Source organism: Aeromonas sp. 600948, from assembly GCF_049174875.1.
Classification (GTDB): domain Bacteria; phylum Pseudomonadota; class Gammaproteobacteria; order Enterobacterales; family Aeromonadaceae; genus Aeromonas; species Aeromonas veronii_A.
Map to the genome: position 1 here is coordinate 380,210 of NZ_JAAKTY010000001.1, position 18,570 is coordinate 398,779.

The following is an 18,570-nucleotide window of genomic DNA, read 5'->3' on the forward strand; positions in this document are numbered from 1 at the left end:
TAAAGCCGGGATAACCCGGCTTTATTATCAGTTTATTTATTGTGCCGCTCATTAAGCCGCTGTACCACATCCTGTAATCCCAACCCTTCGTTTTGCAGCAGCACGGTGAGGTGGTAGAGCAGATCGGCGGATTCGTTAATGAGCTCCTCCCGATCCTTGGCCATGGCGGCCAGCGCCACCTCAACTCCTTCTTCACCGACCTTCTGGGCGATGCGCTTGGTGCCTTTGCCGTAGAGGCTGGCGGTGTAGCTGGTGGCCGGATCGGCCCCTTTGCGGGCAGCCAGTACCTGCTCCAGCTCTGCCAAAAAACCGAGCGGTGGCAGCGGGTGGCCATTAAAGCAGGAGGTTGTCCCTTTGTGGCAGGTGGGGCCGACGGGGTTGGCGGCAATCAGCAGGGAGTCCTGATCGCAATCGGTGCTGATGGCCACGAGTTGGAGCACATTGCCCGAGCTTTCACCCTTGGTCCAGAGCCGCTGTTTGCTGCGGCTAAAGAAGGTGACCTGACCTGTGGTCTGGGTCTTTTCCAACGCTTCGCGGGTCATAAAGCCCTGCATCAGCACCTCGCCGCTGGCGGCGTGCTGGACGATGGCAGGGATCATGCCATCACATTTAGCCCAGTCGAGTTGCTCGGCAAGGGGGCGCGCGCTGGCGGTTGTTTGCGTGTTATCAGAGAAGTTATTCACGGATGGCGACTCCTTCGGTTTTCAGCCAGCGTTTCAATTCGGGAATGGGGATAAGGCCCTTGTGGAACACAGAGGCGGCCAGCGCCCCGTCCACATCGGCGAGGGTGAAGGCATCGCGAAAGTGCACCATGGCACCGGCGCCGCCGGAGGCGATCAGCGGCACCTTGCAGACGCCGCGAACCAGCTTGAGCTGATCGAGCTCATAACCCTGACGCATGCCGTCCTGATTCATCACGTTCAGCACGATTTCGCCCGCGCCACGCTTTTGTACCTCCTGTACCCAATCGAGAGTGTGCCAGGCGGTGGTGCGGGTGCGGCTCTCGTCACCGGTAAACTGTTTGACCTGATAGTGACCCGTTTCGGCGTCGAAGTAGGAGTCAATGCCCACCACCACGCACTGCACGCCAAAGCGCTCGGCCAGTCGGCTGATAAGGGTCGGATCGGCCAGCGCCGGAGAGTTGATGGAGACCTTGTCGGCACCAAATTCGAGGATCTGGCGGGCGTCTTCGACGCTCTTGATGCCACCGGCGACGCAGAAGGGGATATCGATCACCTCCGCCACCCGGCTCACCCAGCTCTTGTCTACCACCCGGGCATCGCTGGAGGCGGTGATATCGTAGAACACCAGCTCGTCAGCGCCCTCTTCGGCGTAGCGGCGCGCCAGCTCGACAATGCCGCCCATCACCTCGTGGTTGCGAAACTGCACCCCTTTGACCACCACACCATCTTTCACGTCGAGGCAGGGGATAATGCGTCTTGCCAGCATCAGTTGCCTCCTGTGGTGTCGGCTGCGGGGGCTTGCCAGCAGGCGATGGCGTCACCCACCGAGAACTTGCCCTCCAGCAGGGCGCGGCCAAGGATGATCCCCTTGACGCCGGAGCCCTTGAGCGCCTCGATGTCTTTGATGCCGCCAATGCCGCCGGAGGCCTGAAAGGCGACGCTCGGGTAGCGGGCACAGAGATCCCGATAGAGTTCGACGTTGGTGCCAGCCAGGGTGCCGTCACGGCTGATGTCGGTGCAGAGCACATGCTTGAGCCCGGCGGGGAGGAAGCGCTCGATCAGCGCCTCGATGGTCACACCGCTGTTCTCCTGCCAGCCTGCTACCGCGATATGGCGATTGCCCTGCTCATCGATATTGACGTCCAGCGCCAGCACGATTTGCTCGGGGCCATATTTCTCCATCCAGCTCGCAACCAGATCCGGGGATTTGACGGCGGTGGAGCCAATCACCACCCGGCTGGCGCCGGCGGCCAGCAGATCCGCCACATCCTGTTCGGTGCGCACGCCGCCGCCGACCTGCACCGGCGCTTCGGTGGCCGACAGCAGTTGGGTCAGCAGGGGCAATTGGCGCGCCTTGGCATCCTTGGCACCGTCCAGATCCACCAGATGGAGCTGCACCGCCCCCTGGGAGACATATTCATCGAAGCGGGCCTGCGGGCTGCTGCTGTATTCGGTCTTCTGCTCGTAGTCCCCCTGATAGAGGCGAACTACCTGACCGTTGATAAGGTCAATTGCGGGAATGATCATTCATAGCTCCAGAAAATTTTGCAGCAAACGGGCACCGGCTGCGCCAGAGCGCTCCGGGTGGAATTGGGCACCAAAGAAGTTGCTGCGCTCTGCAACCCCGGCGACGATGGCGGTAAACGGCTGGCCGTAGTCACAGGTCGCCAGCGTCGCCTCGGTCACCTCCAGCGCATAGGAGTGGACGAAATAGAAGTAGCTGCCGCTCGGGATCCCCTTGAGCAGAGGATGGGTCTCGTCATGCTCAATCTGGTTCCAGCCCATGTGGGGCAAACGCAGGTTGCCCACCTCCATCAGCTTGATCCTGCCCGGCACTATGCCAAGGCAGTCGATAAGCCGCTCTGACGAGTCATCCGTACCCATGCTCTCTTCGGAGGCCTCTGCCAGCATCTGCATGCCGAGGCAAAAGCCCAGCAGCGGCTGCTTGGCGGCGCGAATAAGGGGCACCAGCCCCCGTTCATTGAGGTTCTTCATGGCGGCCACCGCAGTGCCGACACCGGGCAGGATCAGCTTGTCCGCCTCCTCGATATCGGCGGCCTGGCTTGAGACCAGCGGCTGCACGCCGAGGCGCTCGAACGCCATTCTGACCGAGGCCAGATTGGCGCAGCCGGTATCGATAATGACCAGCTTCTGCTTGCTCACATCCATCACAGCACTCCCTTGCTGGAGGGAAGTTCGCTCCCTTCCACCCGAATGGCCTGACGCAGGGCGCGGCCAAAGCCTTTGAACAGCGCCTCTACCTGATGGTGGGTATTGCCGCTGCCCACCTTCATCTGCAATGTGATGGCCATGGCATCGGAGAGGGAGCGGAAGAAGTGGGGCACCATCTCGGTGGCCATCTCACCCACCTTGTCGCTGCCAAAACCGCTCGGGCAGTCAAACACGAAGTAGGGGCGACCGCTGAGATCCAGCGCGGTGCTCACCTCCTGCTCGGTCAGTGGGCGTGCATCGATCACCGCCTGCACCTCGTCCATTGCCAGCACGAAGCCGAAACGGCCGATCCCGCGCTTGTTGCCAAGGGCCTGACGCAGTGCCTGACCCAGCGCCAGCCCCACATCTTCCACCGTGTGGTGATCGTCGATATGCAGATCGCCGCTGACGTTCAGCTTGAGCTGGAAACCGGCGTGGGTGGCAATTTGATCCAGCATGTGATCAAAGAAGCCGATGCCGGTGGCGATCTGGTTGCCGCTACTCTTGTCCAAATCTAGCGCCACTTGAATTCGCGTCTCCTTGGTGTAGCGCTCCACCGAGGCTACGCGCCCCTTGGACAACAGCTGATCACGGATGGCGAGCCAGTCGTGATCCTGCGGGTGGTAGCGAATCCCGCTAATGCCCATGTTCTCTGCCAGCTGCAGATCGGTCTGTCTGTCACCAATCACGAAGGAGTTGGCAAAGTCGATGCGGCCCGAGGCGAGGTACTCCTTCACCAACCCGAGGTGGGGCTTGCGACAGCTGCAACCGTCGGTGGGGAAGTGCGGGCAGATCAGCACCTGTTCCCACTTCACCCCTTGCGATTCAAACAGGTGCATCATCAGGTCGTGGGGTGGCTGGAAGTTCTCCAGCGGCAGGCTGGCGGTGCCCAGTCCATCCTGATTGGTCACCATCACCAGCACGTAACCGGCGGCCTGCAACTCGCGCAGCACCGGAATGACCATGGGCTCGAAGCGCAGCTTGGCGAGGCTATCCACCTGCTTGTCGGTCACCGGCTCTTCAATCAGGGTGCCGTCGCGGTCGATAAACAAAAACGGGGTCTTCATCGCTACATCCTTGTTTTAAAGAGAGGGAGAGGGCAGATCACGCAGTACCGCCAGTACGGCATCCATCTCGCCCTGATAGCCGATGGTGACGCGAATGCTGTTGTCCAGACCCGGCTTGCTGGAGAAATCCCGCAGTATGATGCCGGCGGCCTTCATGGCGGCAAAGACGGTGGCGCCATCCACAAAGCGCACCAGCACGAAGTTGCCCTTGTCTTCGAACACTTCCTTCACGCAGGCAAGCGTTGCCAGCTCTGCCTTGAAGGCGGCTTTTTGCTTGTTGAGCTCCACCACTCGCTCGCGCATCAGCTCCAGCCCCATGGGGGAGAGGGCCTGCGCCGCGATCTGGGCGATGGGCTCGGGGATGGGATAGGGGGCGATCACCTTGGCCAGCATGGCGATCACCTCGGGGCTCGCCAGCGTAAAGCCGCAGCGGATCCCCGCCAGAGCAAAGGCTTTGGAGAGGGTGCGGGTCACCACCAGATTGGGGAAGCGAGCAAGCAGATCCACCACGGATGCCTCGGGGCAGAACTCGATATAGGCCTCGTCTACCACCACGATGGCGCGATCCCGCGCTTTTTCCAGCAGGGCGATAAGGCCGTCGCGCCCCACCAGATCCCCGGTGGGGTTGTTGGGGGAGCAGAGGAACACCAGTTTCACGTCACTGAGGCGATCGGCGATGGCGGGCCAGTCAGGCTGGCGGCTGGCGGTCAGCGGCTGCTCGACGATGCCCACGCCACAGGTCTCGGCGCTGATGGCGTACATGCCGTAGGTGGGCGGGCAGATGAGGATCTGATCTTCACCCGCTTCGCAGAAGGTGCGAATAAGCAGCTCGATGGCCTCGTCGGCGCCGCGGCTCACCAGCACCTGATCCGGATTGACCCCGGCATAGGCGGCATAGCCGTTCACCACCTCGGCCGGTTGGCACTCGGGGTAGCGGTTGAGGCGGCTCCCCTCGATGGTGAAGGGATAGGCCAGCGGTGCTTCGTTGGCATTGAGCCAGACGTGGCCCTTGCCGCCGATGCGGCGGGCAGATTGATAAGGGGTGAGGGCCCGCACCACGCGGCGCGCCAGATTGGCAATACTCATAACAAATCCTTCTGCTGTGCTGTTTGTTGGGGCGCGGCGGCCAGGGCGTTCAACCTGAGGGTGACGGCATTCTTGTGGCCATCGAGCCCCTCGGCCTGGGCGATGCGCTCGACTATAGGGCCAAGGCCGCGAATACCTTCGGTGCTCAGCTCCTGCACCGTGTAGCGGCGCTGATAATCGGCAAGGCCAAGGCTGGAGCAGGTGCGGGCATAGCCATAGGTAGGCAGAGTGTGGTTGGTGCCGCTGGCGTAATCGCCGACTGATTCTGGTGTCCATGCTCCCAGAAAGATGGAACCGGCATTCTCAAGCTGGTCCAGCAGCTCGCGGGGTGCGCGGGTCTGCACAATCAGGTGCTCCGGCGCGTAGGCGTTGGAGATGGCACACGCCTCGGCCAGATCGTCACAGAGGATCACCAGACTGCTGCCGAGCGCCTGCGCGGCGATATCGCGGCGGCTCAGTTTGGCCAGCTGGCTCTTGATCTCCCCTGCGATGGCATCGGCCAGCAGCGGTGAGGTGGTCACCAGCACCACCTGGCTGTCGGGGCCATGCTCGGCCTGGGAGAGCAGATCCGCCGCCACGAAGGCGGGGTTGGCGCTCTCGTCGGCAATCACCAGCACCTCGGAGGGGCCAGCTGGCATGTCGATGGCAGCGCCGCGCCAGTCGCGGGAAACCTGCCCCTTGGCTTCGGTCACATAGGCGTTGCCCGGGCCGAAGATCTTGTCCACCTTGGGAATGCTCTCGGTGCCGTATGCCATCGCCGCGATGGCCTGGGCGCCGCCGATGGCGAACACCTTCTCGACCCCGCAGGCGCGGGCGGCAAACAGGATCTCGTCGCTGGCGGGGGACGGGGTGCAGAGCACCACTTCACGGCAACCGGCGATAGCCGCCGGAATAGCCAGCATCATCACGGTGGAGGGGAGCGGCGCGCTGCCGCCAGGCACATAGAGGCCGACCCGGTTGATGGGCTGGGTGCGCAGCTCGCACACCACCCCGGGCTGGGTTTCCACCCGTACCACAGGCTGCACTTGGGCGGCGTGGAAGGTGCGAATATTGGCAATCGCCGCTTCGATGGCGCTTTTGATGTCGTCATCCAGCCGCGCGCAGGCAGCTTCAATCTCATCTTCGCTGACGCGCAACCGCTCACGGGGGGCGCGCTCGAAGCGCAGGCTGAGCTCGCGCAGGGCCTCATCGCCACGGCTGCGTACCGCTGCGATGATCTCTTTGACCACGGCGCCGATATCGGCCTCGTCATTGAGGGCCGGTCGGGTCAGCACGTCGGCCTGCTGGGCGGGGGAGAGGGTTTTCCAGATCAGGGTCTGCATGATATCCCTTCCTTATTCCATCATTTTTTCGATGGGCAGCACCAGAATGGAGCTGGCACCGAGGGCCTTGAGCTGCTCCATGGTCTCCCAGAACAGGGTCTCGCTGGAGACGACGTGCAGCGCCACCTGATTGGTGTCACCGGCCAGTTGCATGATGGTGGGGCGCTCGGCACCCGGTAGCAGATCGGTGATGGCATCGAGCTTGTCTTTGGGGGCGTGCAGCATGATGTACTTGCTCTCGCGGGCCTGCTGCATCCCCTGAATGCGGGGCAGCAGTTTGTCGATGAGCTTCTGCTTGGCATCGGACAAGGGGTTGGGGGCCTGTACCAGCACCGCTTTGGAGCGGTAGATCACCTCCACCTCTTTCAGGCCATTGGCTTCCAGGGTCGCGCCGGTGGAGACCAGATCGCAGATGGCATCGGCCAGGCCCGCGCGGGGCGCCACTTCCACCGAGCCGCCCAGCATCACGCTCTTGAAGCCAAGGCCCTTTTCATCAAAGAAGCGCTTGAGCAGCCCGGGGTAGGAGGTCGCGATGCGCTTGCCGGCAAGGCTCTCTGGCCCTGTGTAGGTCACATCTTCCGGCACCGCCAGCGAGAGGCGGCAGCCACCGAAGTCCAGCTGCTTGAGGGTTTTGACCTCGAAGGGCAGTCCCTGTGAAGCGCGAATAAGCTGCACCTCTTCCAGCACGTTCTCGCCGATGATGCCAAGGTCAACCACCCCTTCCATCACCAGACCCGGGATGTCGTCATCGCGCACCCGCAAGATATCGATGGGCATGTTCTCGACATGGGCGATAAGGCGCTGCTCGCGCAGGTTGATTTTCAGGCCGCAGCTCTTGAACAGGGCTTGGGAGTCCTGGCTCAGACGACCGGACTTTTGCATGGCGATACGCAGACGTTGTGTTTCCATTGCTCGATTTCCTTCTAGTCAAAAACGAAAAAACCCTCGGAAGTGGGTGCTTCCGAGGGTTTATGAATCTTGCGGTCCTTTTGGAAGTCACCAGTTAAGTGTCTTCCAGCAGTCAACCTCCTGAAAGACTAGTCGGGATGATGATGGTGGTGATGAGTCTTCAGGGTGGTGAACTTCATGTAATCAATCCTTTACAAAATAAGATGTCGTAATTGACGCCTGATTTAAACTACCTGCCTTGACAGAAAATGCAACCCGAAATTGTGATTTGATCGATTAAAGTGGCGGAAACGGTTTTCTGGTCGATAACTAGACAATAACCCCTGCAGGAGTCGCCATCATGCCCAGCCAGGACCTGTTGTTCCCCATTTTGCCCCGGGCACCTGCCGCGCCCGGCAGCGAAGAGATCAAGCGGGAAGTGAATCAGATCAGCAAGAAGCATCAGCTGCGCAAGACCAGCACTGACAACAGTGATTCTCAGCAGCGCCAGCAGGCGTATAACACGCCCGCCAAACGTGATCAGCCCAAGGCGGAGGAAGGTGATCACAAGCCGGATCCCGAGCATCAGATCGATCTGTTCGTCTAGGCAGATTATCTGTCCCGCTTTTGCCGCGCTTTTGGCATAATGGCCGCTTTTGCTGCGGGACGCCCTTTTGACCATCCAGACCCTGTTCAAGCCAGATGGCCCTCTGGCCAGCCATATCGACGGTTTCAAAGCCCGCGCTCCCCAACTGGAGATGGCCGAAGCGGTCGCGCGCGCCATCAAAAGTGGTGGCCGTCTGCTGGTGGAGGCGGGGACTGGTACCGGCAAGACTTACGCCTATCTGGTGCCAGCGCTGAAATCCGGCAAACGGGTGGTGATCAGCACCGGCTCCAAGAACCTGCAGGAGCAGCTCTTCTATCGGGATCTCCCGACCATCACAGGAGCGCTCTCCTACACCCCGCCGGTGGCCTTGCTCAAGGGGCGCAGCAACTATCTCTGCATCGAGCGGATGAACCGGCTCTTGAGCGAATCCCATCTGCAAAAGCCTGAGATCCTGAACGATCTGGTGAAGGTCAAATCCTGGTCTACCGCCACCGATAACGGCGATGTGGGGGATATTCCGGGATTGCAGGAGAACGCCGAGATCCTCGCCCACGTCACCAGCACCAACGACAACTGCCTCGGTCGCGACTGCCCCTATTACGACGACTGCCATCTGGTGGTGGCCCGACGCCGAGCCATGGACGCCCAGGTGGTGGTGATCAACCACCACCTCTTCTTCGCCGATATGGCGGTGAAAGACACCGGATTTGGCGAGTTGGTGCCCGAAGCGCAAGTCTATGTCTTTGACGAGGCACATCAGCTGCCGGAGATCGCCACCAACTACTTCGGCAAGTCGGTGGGCAGCCGAACGATTCAGGATTTGGCGCAGGATATCCAGCTTGCCTATCGGGCCGAGGCCCGCGACATGGCCCAGCTTGGCAAGGCGGCAGACCGGCTCGCTATCGCCAGTCAGGATTTACGGCTCGCCTTCGGAGTGGATGGCGGTCGCGGCAATACCCGCGACATGCTGCGCCAGCCGCTCTGGGGTCAGGCCTTGGCTCGTCTCAACGATGCTATCGGGCTCTGCTACGAGGTGCTGAAACTGGCTCTCGGCCGGGGCGAGCAGCTGGATCACGCCTTCGAGCGCATCAGTGAATTGCGCACCCGCTTGGGTGAAGTGCTGGCGGTCAACCAGACCGGTTTCTCCTACTGGTACGACTGCTCGCGGCTTCATTTCACCCTCAATCTGACGCCGCTATCGGTGGCCGAGCGATTCAGTGCCGAGGTGCAAAGACCGGAAGTGGCCTGGGTCTTCACCTCCGCCACCCTGACGGTGGATATGCGTTTTGATCACTTCAAGGCCGAGCTGGGGCTGGCGGGCAGTGCTGAGCTTATTCTCGACAGCCCGTTCGACTATGGCGAGCAGGCGCGGCTCTGTGTGCCCCGTTATCTGCCGGAGCCCAATGCCTTTGGCCGTGGCGAGCAGCTGGCCAATCTGATGATCCCGCTGATCAACAAGACGCCGGGTGGCTGTTTCTTCCTCTGCACCAGCCATCAGGTGATGCGTCAGGTAGCCGAGGTGCTGCGCCGGGAGATTGGCCGCACCGTCTTGTTGCAGGGGGAGGACAACAAGCAGCGGTTGCTCAAGGAGTTTGTCGAGAATGGCCGCGCCGTGCTGGTGGCGACCAGCAGCTTCTGGGAGGGGATCGACGTGCGAGGGGCGGCGTTGTCGTGTGTTATCATCGACAAGCTGCCGTTTGCCAGCCCCGATGATCCGTTGCTCAAGGCGCGGGTGGATGATTGCAAGCTCAAGGGGGGGGATCCCTTCGCCGAGCTGCAGTTGCCCAAGGCGGTGATTGCCCTCAAGCAGGGGGTGGGGCGGCTTATTCGTGATCGCAGTGATCACGGCGTGCTTGTGATCTGTGATCCACGAATGGTCAACAAGCCTTACGGCGCCACCTTTATCAAGAGTCTGCCTGCCATCCCCCGTACCCGGGAGTTGGGAACGCTGGGGAGTTTTTTCGATCGCACTGAACGCGGTGAACAAGTGTGCCGTCAGCTAACAGATTTGAACAACGGGTGAGCATATCTCGCTTGCCGGTTATGTAATTGACTGATTTTATAGAGATTGGAAAGCATGAACGAGTTGAAGATCCTGGCCGTAGATACCGCCACCGAAGCCTGCTCCGCCGCCTTGCTGGTGGGTGACAAGCTGTTCTCCCGCTGGGAGGAGGCGCCACGGGATCACACACGAAAAATACTGCCCATGGTTCAGGCTGTGTTAGAGGATGCCGGGATAAGTTTGAGTGACCTTGATGCTATTGCGTTCGGTCGCGGCCCGGGCTCCTTTACCGGCGTGCGGATCGGCATCAGTGTGGCGCAAGGTCTGGCGTTTGGTGCGGGTGTCCCGCTGATCGGTATCTCGACGCTGGCCGCCATGGCGCAAGGGGCCTATCGACTGGATGGCGCCCAGCAGGTGCTGACCGCCATCGATGCTCGGATGAACGAGGTCTATTTCGGCCGCTATGAACTGATTGATGGCCGCATGCAGCTGGTGGGGGACGAGGTGGTGAGCGAGCCCGCGGCACTGGTTGACGTCCGTGGCAAGCTGGCGGGCCCTGTGACCTGCGTCGGCACCGGTTTTGAAACCTATGGCGAGACCCTGAGTGGTCTGGCCGATGAGCTGGCGGTGAGCCAGGTGCGTTTCCCGGCGGCAGAAGACATGTTGCCGCTGGCCCGCGCCGCCTGGCTGGCGGGGGAGGCGGTGCCGGTTGAACAAGCAACTCCGGTCTATTTGCGTGACAAGGTGACCTGGAAAAAACTGCCGGGTCGCGAATAAGGGCAGGAGCACTGACAGCATGTCGCTCTTGCCGCTCATCAGCTGCAACACAAGCGGATGGCCCGACGGGCCACGCTGGCAACAGGAGAGTGACATGATGCGTAATACCAGAAGCGACATGATGAAACGCGGGATGGTGGTCGGGGCGCTGGCTCTGCTGCTCGGGGCCTGCAGCTCGGTCCCCAAAGAGCTGGCCTATGAGCCAGAAAACCAACTGGTGGCCTATCAGCCCGCCCTTGGCGGAATGGAGGGCAAACCGGCCCGCTGGAGCGGCGTTATCTCGGCGGTGCACAACAAGGCGGATCAGAGCGTCATTGAAGTGGTCTACTTGCCGCTCAAGTCCAACGGTGTGCCGGAGCAGACCGAGCAGAGCCCGGGTCGCTTTCTGGCCATCATGAAGGGATTTGTCGACCCGACCCTCTACGCCAAGGGGCGTAGCCTGACAGTGCTTGGCACCATAGGCAAACCGGTTGATAGCCAGATTGGCGAGCACAAGTACCGCTTTTCGGTGCTCAATGTGACGGGCAGCAAGCTGTGGCCGCCAGTCAAGGAGGTGGAGGTGCACTATATGGACCCCTACTTCTACGACCCCTTCTATGATCCCTTCTGGCCGAGACGGCCGCTGCGTCGCTAAGGCTTGCCATGATCAACAGCATCAAAAGCACTCTGCACGAACGTCTGCTCACCTTGGCTGATGGTCGGCAGGTGGCCCTGCTTGAGAATCAACTCGCGGATCAGGCTCAGCAGGGCAAACCCCTACTGATTGCCCTGCACGGCTGGCTCGACAACAGTGCCAGCTTCTTGCCGCTGGCGCCCCATCTGGGGGATTTTCACCTCATCTGTGTCGATCTGCCGGGACATGGTCACTCCGATCACAAAACCACCCCTTATGTCTTTGTCGACTGGCTGGACGATCTCTACCAGATCGTGCTGGCGGCAGGGTGGTCGCGCTTCACTCTGCTCGGTCACTCCCTCGGGGCGTTGATCGCCTCGACCTATGCCGGGGTGTTTCCCGAACAGGTGGAACGGCTGATCATGCTGGAGGGGCTGGGCCCGCTCAGTCAGCCCGATGAGGAGGTACCTGCCCAGCTGCGACGTGCGATTTTAAACCGCAGTCGCACTCGGGAGCGCAGTGCCAACGGCTTTGCCTCCATCAATGACGCTGTCGCCGCTCGTTGCAAAGTGGCGGATATCACGCCGCAGGCGGCGCGTCTTATCTGTGAGCGGCAGCTTGAAGAGCGGGCTGGTCGCTGGCACTGGCGCAGCGACCCCCGTTTGCGGGATCTTTCACCCCTGAGAATGAGCGAAGGGCAAGCCCGGGCACTGATGGCGGCTATCCGTTGTCCTGTGCTGTTGATTCAGGGGGAGCAGGGCTTTGCTGCGCTTGAAGCCCAATGGCAGGCCCGTCAGGATGCCTTCCAGCAGATCGAGCGGGTCATATTGGGTGGAAACCACCATTTTCATATGGAAAATTCGGTTGATACGGCCGTTTGTATCGTAAAGTTTTGTCAAGTTCGGTAGAATCGCCAGCTTTCAATAATTCCAGGTTTGTTTTCTCCCTCACATTTTCTGTTGTTAATTTGCTGTTAATTGATGTTGCGCTGTGTAAATATGTGCGGCATTAGAGCATCAGCTTAAAACAACCGATTAAAATGGATGTGAACCGGGACGGAGGCAACACAGTGAGCGCACAGGTGCTAGTTATGCAGGAGAAGTTTGTGGAAAAAGTCTGGCTGAAACGTTATCCGGAAGGGGTCCCCGCCGAGATCAATCCAGACCAATACAGCTCCCTGGTCGAGATGTTCGAATCCTCGGTAACCCAGTTTGCCGATCAGCCCGCCTTCGTCAACATGGGCCAAACCATCACCTACCGCCGGCTGGAAGAGCAGTCCCGCGCCTTTGCTGCCTACCTGCAAAACGAGCTGAAGCTGGAGAAAGGGGATCGGGTTGCGGTGATGATGCCGAACCTGCTGCAATACCCCATCGCCGTATTCGGCATCCTGCGCGCCGGCATGATCGTGGTCAACGTCAACCCGCTCTATACCCCGCGCGAGCTGGAGCATCAGCTCAAAGACTCCGGTGCCAAGGCCATCGTCATCGTCTCCAACTTCGCCCATACCCTGGAAAAGGTGGTCTACGACACCCCGATCAAGCACGTTATCCTGACCCGGATGGGTGACAATCTGGGGCTGGCCAAGGGCACCCTGGTCAACTTCGTGGTCAAGTACGTCAAGAAGCTGGTGCCGAAATACAATCTGCCCCACGCCACCACCATGCGTCAGGCCCTCTCCAAGGGGCGTTTCCTGCAGTACATCAAGCCGGAGATCACCAACGACGATCTCGCCTTCCTGCAGTACACCGGTGGCACCACCGGCCTCTCCAAAGGGGCCATGCTGACCCATCGAAACATGATTGCCAACGTCGAGCAGTGCCTCGGCGTCTACGGCCCCATGCTGGAGCGTGGCAAGGAGTTCGTGGTCACCGCATTGCCCCTCTATCACGTCTTCGCCCTGACCGTGAACTGCCTGCTCTTTATGCGTATCGGCGGTTACAACCTGCTGATCAGCAACCCGCGCGACATCCCGGGGTTTGTCAAAGAGATCAAGAAGTACCCCTTCACCTGCATTACCGGCGTCAACACCCTGTTCAACGCCCTGGTCAACAATGCCGAGTTCCAGAGCATCGCTTTTGACAAGCTCAAGCTCACCATCGGTGGCGGCATGGCGGTGCAACGGGCGGTGGCGGAGCAGTGGAAGAAGCTGACCGGCACCCCGCTGCTTGAAGGTTACGGCCTGACCGAGTGCTCACCGCTGGTGAGCGTCTGCCCCTACGATCTGAGTGATTACAACGGCTCCATCGGCCTGCCGGTCTGCTCTACCGAGATCCGTCTGGTAGATGACAACGGTCAGGTGATCCACGCCCTCGGCACCCCCGGCGAAATGCAGGTTCGTGGCCCGCAGGTGATGGTGGGCTACTGGCAGCGCCCAGAGGCCACTGCCGAAGTGATGCAGGATGGCTGGCTCTGTACCGGTGATATCGCGGTGTGCGACGAGCAGGGCTTCTTCAAGATCGTTGACCGCAAGAAGGACATGATCCTGGTCTCCGGTTTCAACGTCTATCCGAACGAGATCGAAGATGTCGTTGCCCTGCACCCGAAAGTGCTGGAAGTGGCCGCCGTGGGTGTGCCGCACAAGGTCTCCGGTGAGCTGGTGAAGATCTTTGTGGTCAAGAAAGATGCAAAATTGCATGAGGACGAGATTATTGCCCACTGCCGCAAACATCTGACTGCCTATAAGGTGCCGAAACTGGTAGAATTTCGTGACGAACTTCCCAAGACCAATGTGGGCAAGATCCTGCGCCGCGTACTGCGCGACGAGGAGATTGCCAAGCAATAACCGGACTGCGGCTGCAGAAGCCTCTGCAAACCAGCACCGTCGTTATGCAAAACCGTGGGTCATCCCACGGTTTTTTCTTTTTGGCCCTGATCAACCGCGCAGGCACAGATGCACTATCAACTTATCACTCAGCAAGACGAACTTGAGCAGTATCTCGCTTCTCTGGCCGACGTTCCCCTGGCTATCGATACTGAATTCGTTCGCACCCGTACCTACTACCCCCAGCTTGGCCTGTTCCAGATCTATGACGGCGAGCATCTGGCGCTGCTGGATCCGCTGACCCTGGATCTCTCCGCCCTCTGGCAGCGACTGGGCAGGGAAGGGCAGATCGCCATCCTGCACGCCTCTGGCGAAGATCTGGAGCTTATCCAGCATCAGGCTGGCCACCTGCCCAACCAGATGCACGATACCCAGCTGGCTACCGCCTTTCTCGGTTACGGCGTCTCGGTCGGCTTTGGTGCGCTGGTGAATGAATTCCTCGGGGTCGAGCTGGAAAAAGATCAGGCGCGAACCGACTGGCTGGCCCGCCCGCTTACACCGCGTCAGCTCGAATACGCGGCAGCGGATGTCTTCTACCTGATGCCGCTCTACGAGAAGGTGATGGCCAAACTGCGGGAAAGCGGCAAGTTTGCCTGGTTCGAGCAGGAGTGTCAGAACCACTCTGCCCGCAAGACCCAGGGTAGCGATCCCCGTCAGGCTTATCTTGAAATCGTCAACGCCTGGCAACTGGGTCGCCGCGAGCTCGCCATTCTGCGCGAGCTGGCCGCCTGGCGCCAGCAAGAGGCGGTGCGCCGCGATCTGGCCCTCAACTTCGTGGTCAAAGAGCTGCACCTGTTCAAGGTGGCGGAGCGTCGTCCTGTCTCCCTGCGGGATCTCAACGAGCTCGGCCTCTCGCCCATCGAGATCAAGATCCACGGCAAGCGGATGCTCGATATTGTCGCCAAGGCGCAGCAAAGCGATCCTGACAGCTGGCCCGAGCCCATTCGTCGGCTGGTCGACTTCCCCCAGTACAAGGCCGAGCTCAAGCGCATCAAAGCCATGGTGGAAGAGAAGGCCAAGGCGAGCAATATTCCGCCCGAGCTGATTGCCAGCAAGAAGATCATTCACCAGTACTTCACCTGGAGCTGGCGGATGAACGACGAAGAGCGGGCCCGCAGCGACAAGCCGATGCTGCTGCAAGGGTGGCGTCATGAGCTGGTCGGTCACCTGCTGGCACAATAAGCCACCAGACGGTTGCACCTATAAATCAATCCTCACCCCCGGGTGGGGATTTTTATTGGGCGAAAGAGACAAACAGGCATGCTGAACTGGAGAACGCAGAGGGGACATGGCTGGCCGGTTGGCAGGAGTCGAGAATGAAAAAGAGAGCAGAGAAGAAAAGGCAGCGGCTAACACCGCTGCCTTTTTTGATCACCAGATAGGCTGGGTCAGGTAGGGGTTGCTCACCTTCTCGCGGCCGAAGGTAGAGCTGGGGCCGTGGCCCGGGATAAAGACGATTTCGTCACCCAGCGGCAGCAGGGTCTCGGTGATCGACTTGAGCAGCGTACCGTGATCCCCACGGGGGAAGTCGGTGCGGCCGATGCTGCCGGCAAACAGCACATCGCCAACCCAGGCGAGTTTTTCGGCCTGACTCAGCAGCACGATATGGCCCGGGGTGTGGCCGGGGCAGAAGTAGACCTCCAGTTCGCACTGGCCAACCTGCACCTTGTCACCCTGCTCCAGCCAGCGATCCGGCGTGAAGGCGGGGGTATGGGCAAAGCCGAACATCTGGCTCTGCTGGGGCAGCATGTCGAGCCAGAAGGCGTCCTCCTTGTGGGGGCCGGTAATGGCGACGCCGGTCTTTTCCCGCAGAGCGGCGGCGGCACCTACATGATCCAGATGACCGTGGGTCAGCAGGATATGAGTCAGGGTCAGGCCGCGCTTGGCGATGGCGGCCAGCAGTTTTTCCGCTTCGCCGCCCGGATCGATCAGGGCCGCCTGATGGGTCTCGTCACACCAGATGAGGGAGCAGTTCTGGGCGAACTGGGTGACCGGGATCACCTCGAATTTCAACATAGAGTTCCTCTCTTGGGATGGGTCAGCCGCGCAGCGAGCTGGCATGCTGCTCGGCGAAATAGTCGAGACAGGCCTGTTTGTCACCGCGGAATACGATGCGCTCCTGCTTGTTGCCAAGCTGGTAGAGATACATGGGGTCGTAGTAGCGGGTCAGCAGCAACGTGATCCAGGCTAGATGCAGCGCGGTATCACCGCTCTTTTCCTGCTCGGTGAGAGCGGTCTGCATCAGGGCATCCAGCTCGCGGTGGGCCTGATCGCCGAGGCGGCGCTTGAGACGGGCCAACGCATCGGTGAGATAGGCGGCAAACAGCGGCCATCCCTCTTCTTGGCCATACATGGCTTGATAGCGCAGCCAGAGATCGTGCACGTAATCTTCGCGGATCTGCTCGGCCCGATCGCACTGCGGCACATCCACCACCACCAGCGGTGCCTGACTCATGGCCTCATGGAGGGAGAGGGGCAGGCAGCAGCGGCCGATCAGGCGACTCTCATCTTCCACCACGAAGGCATGCTCACCCTGATGGCGGCGCTTGAGCAGCTCGATGGCCATGTTGTTTTCAAAATTGATGTTGCTGGGCTGGCCGCCGGGCAGTTGACCAAACGACGAGCCCCTGTGATGGGCGTGTCCTTCCAGATCGAGCGCCTGGGCCACGTGGTCCAGCATATGGGTCTTGCCGGAACCGGTCATGCCGGTCAGCACAGTCCAGTGGCACTCGGCAGAGGCCTTGTCCTGGGTGTCGATCAGGAAGCGGCGCAGCTCCTTGTAGCCACCGGCGACGCGGGGGCGAGTCACCCCCGCTTCAGCCAGCCACTGTTGTACGGTTTGCGAGCGCAGGCCGCCGCGAAAGCAGTAGAGCATGGCATCGGGCTGCTTGCGCAACTGCGCCAGCCAGCCTTCGAGTCGCTCGGCCCGTACTGCTCCCCCCACCAGCTTGTGTCCAAGCTCAATGGCGGCGGCCTGCCCCTGCTTCTTGAAGCAGGTCCCCACCTGGGCGCGCTCATCGTCTGTCATCAAGGGCAGGCTGGTCGAGCAGGGGAAGGCCCCCTCCTTGAACTCGATGGGGGCGCGCACATCAATCAACGGCACATCGCCTAAAAAAATCTGGGCGTAGTCCGTGGCCAGTGGCAATTCACTCATTGGACAATCTCGATAAAGCGGGAGCCCTCAAGGGGCTTGATCTGACCGATGGGCGAGAGTTTTAGCCCAGCGTCTTGCGCGATGGCGAGCAGCTCGGCTTCGCTCTCTTTACCCACGGCGACCAGCAGGCCGCCGCTGGTTTGCGGGTCGCACATGATGTTGCGGGTGCGATCGTCCATGGCATCCAGCTTGTGGCCGTAGGAGTCGTGGTTGCGCAGAGTCCCGCCCGGTACGCAGCCCTCGGCGAGGTAGTAATCTACCTCGTCCAGTAGCGGCAGCGCCTTGAAGTCGAGGCGGGCGCTGACATTGGATCCTTCACACATCTCCAGCAGATGGCCAGCCAGACCAAAACCGGTGACGTCGGTCATGGCGTGCACACCCGGCAGCTCGGCAAAACGCTGGCCAATCTTGTTGAGGGTGCACATGGCGTTGGGGGCCAGCTGCTCGTGTTCAGGCTTCAGCTTGCCCTTCTTCTGGGCTGTGGTGAGGATGCCGATACCAAGGGGCTTGGTCAGATAGAGGGTGTCACCCACCTTGGCGGTGTCGTTCTGCTTGATGGCATCCAGAGGCACGATACCGGTCACCGCAAGACCGAAGATGGGCTCGGGGGCATCGATGCTGTGGCCACCGGCCAGCGAAATGCCCGCTTCATGGCACACCTGACGGCCACCGTCGATCACCTGCTGGGCCACTTCCGGCGCCAGGGTATTGATGGGCCAGCCGAGGATGGCGATGGCAACGATGGGCTTGCCGCCCATGGCGTAGATATCGCTGATGGCGTTGGTGGCGGCGATGCGGCCAAAGGTGAAGGGGTCATCGACGATGGGCATAAAGAAGTCGGTGGTGGAGACAATGCCCTGACCGTTGCCGATATCGACCACGGCCGCGTCATCCTTGCTGCTGTTGCCAACGATCAGGGTCGGGTCGTTGAAGCCCGGGATCTGGCTCTTGAGAATGGTGTCGAGCACCTTGGGAGAGATTTTGCAGCCACAGCCAGCGCCGTGGCTGTATTGGGTCAGACGAATGGAAGACATACTTACCCCTTGTTTGTGCACCGTGTGCAGAGGCTCTGCGGGAGCCATCTTGGTCAATGCGCGGCCATCTACCGTCATGTAAAGAGCCGCAAAAATAGGTGGCCTTGGCTGCTTCTGGAAGCAGTGATGTCAGGCAGTCACGCAGGGCTGCCGGGTAGGACGGGGAAGAAGAGGCGACAGATGCGCCAACACAGCCCCGCCAAGGGCCACAGGACAGGGCATTATGCCATAAATGCCCCCTCCGGTTCGAACAGGAATTCACACAAAGCGAAGGGGATTGGCGGGTGGAAGTTAAGGGAGTAGAG

The 18,570-nt window shown here is 60.7% G+C and carries 18 protein-coding genes and 1 other annotated feature; of the genes, 7 read left to right on the plus strand and 11 right to left on the minus strand.

The window, feature by feature from the left end:
* Positions 1-32 precede the first annotated feature (32 nt).
* Genes hisIE through hisG form a run of 8 tightly spaced genes read right to left on the minus strand, consistent with a single transcriptional unit; the run spans position 33 to position 7,278 of the window.
* Entirely contained in the window at positions 33-683 is a 651-nt protein-coding gene (gene hisIE, locus G5182_RS01600) for a bifunctional phosphoribosyl-AMP cyclohydrolase/phosphoribosyl-ATP diphosphatase HisIE (protein ID WP_421231018.1), read from the minus strand.
* A complete protein-coding gene (hisF, locus tag G5182_RS01605) occupies positions 676-1,449 on the minus strand; it encodes an imidazole glycerol phosphate synthase subunit HisF (RefSeq protein WP_421254126.1) in 774 nt (257 codons plus the stop codon). Before hisF ends, hisIE begins: the two co-directional genes overlap by 8 nt.
* Complete coding sequence (gene hisA / locus G5182_RS01610; protein ID WP_421254127.1) at positions 1,449-2,210, minus strand: 1-(5-phosphoribosyl)-5-[(5-phosphoribosylamino)methylideneamino]imidazole-4-carboxamide isomerase; 762 nt, start codon at positions 2,208-2,210, stop codon at positions 1,449-1,451. Before hisA ends, hisF begins: the two co-directional genes overlap by 1 nt.
* Positions 2,211-2,852 carry an imidazole glycerol phosphate synthase subunit HisH gene (hisH, locus tag G5182_RS01615; protein WP_182925519.1) on the minus strand — a complete coding sequence of 214 codons (642 nt, stop codon included), beginning with the start codon at positions 2,850-2,852 and terminating at the stop codon, positions 2,211-2,213.
* On the minus strand, positions 2,852-3,961 hold the full coding sequence (hisB, locus tag G5182_RS01620) for a bifunctional histidinol-phosphatase/imidazoleglycerol-phosphate dehydratase HisB (RefSeq protein WP_421254128.1): 1,110 nt from the start codon (positions 3,959-3,961) through the stop codon (positions 2,852-2,854). Before hisB ends, hisH begins: the two co-directional genes overlap by 1 nt.
* A 15-nt stretch (positions 3,962-3,976) precedes the next feature.
* The gene (hisC, locus tag G5182_RS01625) at positions 3,977-5,047 is read right to left on the minus strand and encodes a histidinol-phosphate transaminase (protein WP_421254129.1); all 1,071 of its coding nucleotides are present in this window, start codon (positions 5,045-5,047) and stop codon (positions 3,977-3,979) included.
* Entirely contained in the window at positions 5,044-6,369 is a 1,326-nt protein-coding gene (gene hisD / locus G5182_RS01630) for a histidinol dehydrogenase (protein ID WP_421254130.1), read from the minus strand. The genes hisC and hisD overlap by 4 nt, the downstream gene beginning before the upstream one ends.
* Positions 6,370-6,381: 12 nt before the next feature.
* Positions 6,382-7,278, minus strand: a complete 897-nt coding sequence (gene hisG, locus G5182_RS01635) for an ATP phosphoribosyltransferase (RefSeq protein ID WP_071910208.1) — start codon at positions 7,276-7,278, stop codon at positions 6,382-6,384.
* Between the two features lie 28 nt (positions 7,279-7,306).
* Positions 7,307-7,431, minus strand: a sequence feature (His leader region).
* 187 nt (positions 7,432-7,618) lie between these two features.
* Here hisG and G5182_RS01640 point away from each other — a divergent pair.
* The 7 genes from G5182_RS01640 to rnd all read left to right on the plus strand — a co-directional run bounded on the left by G5182_RS01640 (position 7,619) and on the right by rnd (position 15,259).
* Positions 7,619-7,864: a hypothetical protein gene (locus tag G5182_RS01640; RefSeq protein WP_047440092.1), complete on the plus strand. Its 246-nt coding sequence runs from the start codon at positions 7,619-7,621 to the stop codon at positions 7,862-7,864.
* A 67-nt stretch (positions 7,865-7,931) separates the two neighbouring features.
* The gene (locus G5182_RS01645; protein ID WP_421254131.1) at positions 7,932-9,887 is read left to right on the plus strand and encodes an ATP-dependent DNA helicase; all 1,956 of its coding nucleotides are present in this window, start codon (positions 7,932-7,934) and stop codon (positions 9,885-9,887) included.
* A gap of 54 nt (positions 9,888-9,941) precedes the next feature.
* The gene (gene tsaB / locus G5182_RS01650) at positions 9,942-10,643 is read left to right on the plus strand and encodes a tRNA (adenosine(37)-N6)-threonylcarbamoyltransferase complex dimerization subunit type 1 TsaB (protein ID WP_180349466.1); all 702 of its coding nucleotides are present in this window, start codon (positions 9,942-9,944) and stop codon (positions 10,641-10,643) included.
* Positions 10,644-10,761: 118 nt separating this feature from the next.
* Entirely contained in the window at positions 10,762-11,277 is a 516-nt protein-coding gene (locus G5182_RS01655; RefSeq protein WP_421254139.1) for a Slp family lipoprotein, read from the plus strand.
* A gap of 8 nt (positions 11,278-11,285) precedes the next feature.
* A complete protein-coding gene (locus tag G5182_RS01660) occupies positions 11,286-12,164 on the plus strand; it encodes an alpha/beta fold hydrolase (RefSeq protein WP_421254132.1) in 879 nt (292 codons plus the stop codon).
* A gap of 197 nt (positions 12,165-12,361) precedes the next feature.
* Positions 12,362-14,038, plus strand: a complete 1,677-nt coding sequence (gene fadD, locus G5182_RS01665; RefSeq protein WP_421254140.1) for a long-chain-fatty-acid--CoA ligase FadD — start codon at positions 12,362-12,364, stop codon at positions 14,036-14,038.
* Between the two features lie 108 nt (positions 14,039-14,146).
* Entirely contained in the window at positions 14,147-15,259 is a 1,113-nt protein-coding gene (gene rnd, locus G5182_RS01670; RefSeq protein WP_236767279.1) for a ribonuclease D, read from the plus strand.
* 189 nt (positions 15,260-15,448) lie between these two features.
* On the opposite strand, the gene G5182_RS01675 is transcribed toward rnd, so the two are convergent.
* The 3 genes from G5182_RS01675 to selD are packed head-to-tail and all read right to left on the minus strand — an operon-like array spanning position 15,449 to position 18,265.
* Entirely contained in the window at positions 15,449-16,093 is a 645-nt protein-coding gene (locus G5182_RS01675) for an MBL fold metallo-hydrolase (RefSeq protein WP_421254133.1), read from the minus strand.
* A gap of 22 nt (positions 16,094-16,115) precedes the next feature.
* Positions 16,116-17,231 carry a tRNA 2-selenouridine(34) synthase MnmH gene (gene mnmH, locus G5182_RS01680; protein WP_421254134.1) on the minus strand — a complete coding sequence of 372 codons (1,116 nt, stop codon included), beginning with the start codon at positions 17,229-17,231 and terminating at the stop codon, positions 16,116-16,118.
* A complete protein-coding gene (gene selD, locus G5182_RS01685; protein ID WP_227340590.1) occupies positions 17,228-18,265 on the minus strand; it encodes a selenide, water dikinase SelD in 1,038 nt (345 codons plus the stop codon). Before selD ends, mnmH begins: the two co-directional genes overlap by 4 nt.
* Between the last annotated feature and the right edge of the window lie 305 nt (positions 18,266-18,570).

Excerpts from the sequence above, each read along its gene's own strand:
- hisF (WP_421254126.1), bottom strand. The coding sequence starts at position 1,449 with ATGCTGGCAAGACGCATTATCCCCTGCCTCGACGTGAAAGATGGTGTG.
- hisA (WP_421254127.1), bottom strand. The coding sequence starts at position 2,210 with ATGATCATTCCCGCAATTGACCTTATCAACGGTCAGGTAGTTCGCCTC.
- hisH (WP_182925519.1), bottom strand. The coding sequence starts at position 2,852 with ATGGATGTGAGCAAGCAGAAGCTGGTCATTATCGATACCGGCTGCGCC.
- hisB (WP_421254128.1), bottom strand. The coding sequence starts at position 3,961 with ATGAAGACCCCGTTTTTGTTTATCGACCGCGACGGCACCCTGATTGAA.
- hisC (WP_421254129.1), bottom strand. The coding sequence starts at position 5,047 with ATGAGTATTGCCAATCTGGCGCGCCGCGTGGTGCGGGCCCTCACCCCT.
- hisD (WP_421254130.1), bottom strand. The coding sequence starts at position 6,369 with ATGCAGACCCTGATCTGGAAAACCCTCTCCCCCGCCCAGCAGGCCGAC.
- hisG (WP_071910208.1), bottom strand. The coding sequence starts at position 7,278 with ATGGAAACACAACGTCTGCGTATCGCCATGCAAAAGTCCGGTCGTCTG.
- G5182_RS01640 (WP_047440092.1), top strand. The coding sequence starts at position 7,619 with ATGCCCAGCCAGGACCTGTTGTTCCCCATTTTGCCCCGGGCACCTGCC.
- tsaB (WP_180349466.1), top strand. The coding sequence starts at position 9,942 with ATGAACGAGTTGAAGATCCTGGCCGTAGATACCGCCACCGAAGCCTGC.
- G5182_RS01655 (WP_421254139.1), top strand. The coding sequence starts at position 10,762 with ATGATGAAACGCGGGATGGTGGTCGGGGCGCTGGCTCTGCTGCTCGGG.
- G5182_RS01660 (WP_421254132.1), top strand. The coding sequence starts at position 11,286 with ATGATCAACAGCATCAAAAGCACTCTGCACGAACGTCTGCTCACCTTG.
- rnd (WP_236767279.1), top strand. The coding sequence starts at position 14,147 with ATGCACTATCAACTTATCACTCAGCAAGACGAACTTGAGCAGTATCTC.
- G5182_RS01675 (WP_421254133.1), bottom strand. The coding sequence starts at position 16,093 with ATGTTGAAATTCGAGGTGATCCCGGTCACCCAGTTCGCCCAGAACTGC.
- mnmH (WP_421254134.1), bottom strand. The coding sequence starts at position 17,231 with ATGAGTGAATTGCCACTGGCCACGGACTACGCCCAGATTTTTTTAGGC.
- selD (WP_227340590.1), bottom strand. The coding sequence starts at position 18,265 with ATGTCTTCCATTCGTCTGACCCAATACAGCCACGGCGCTGGCTGTGGC.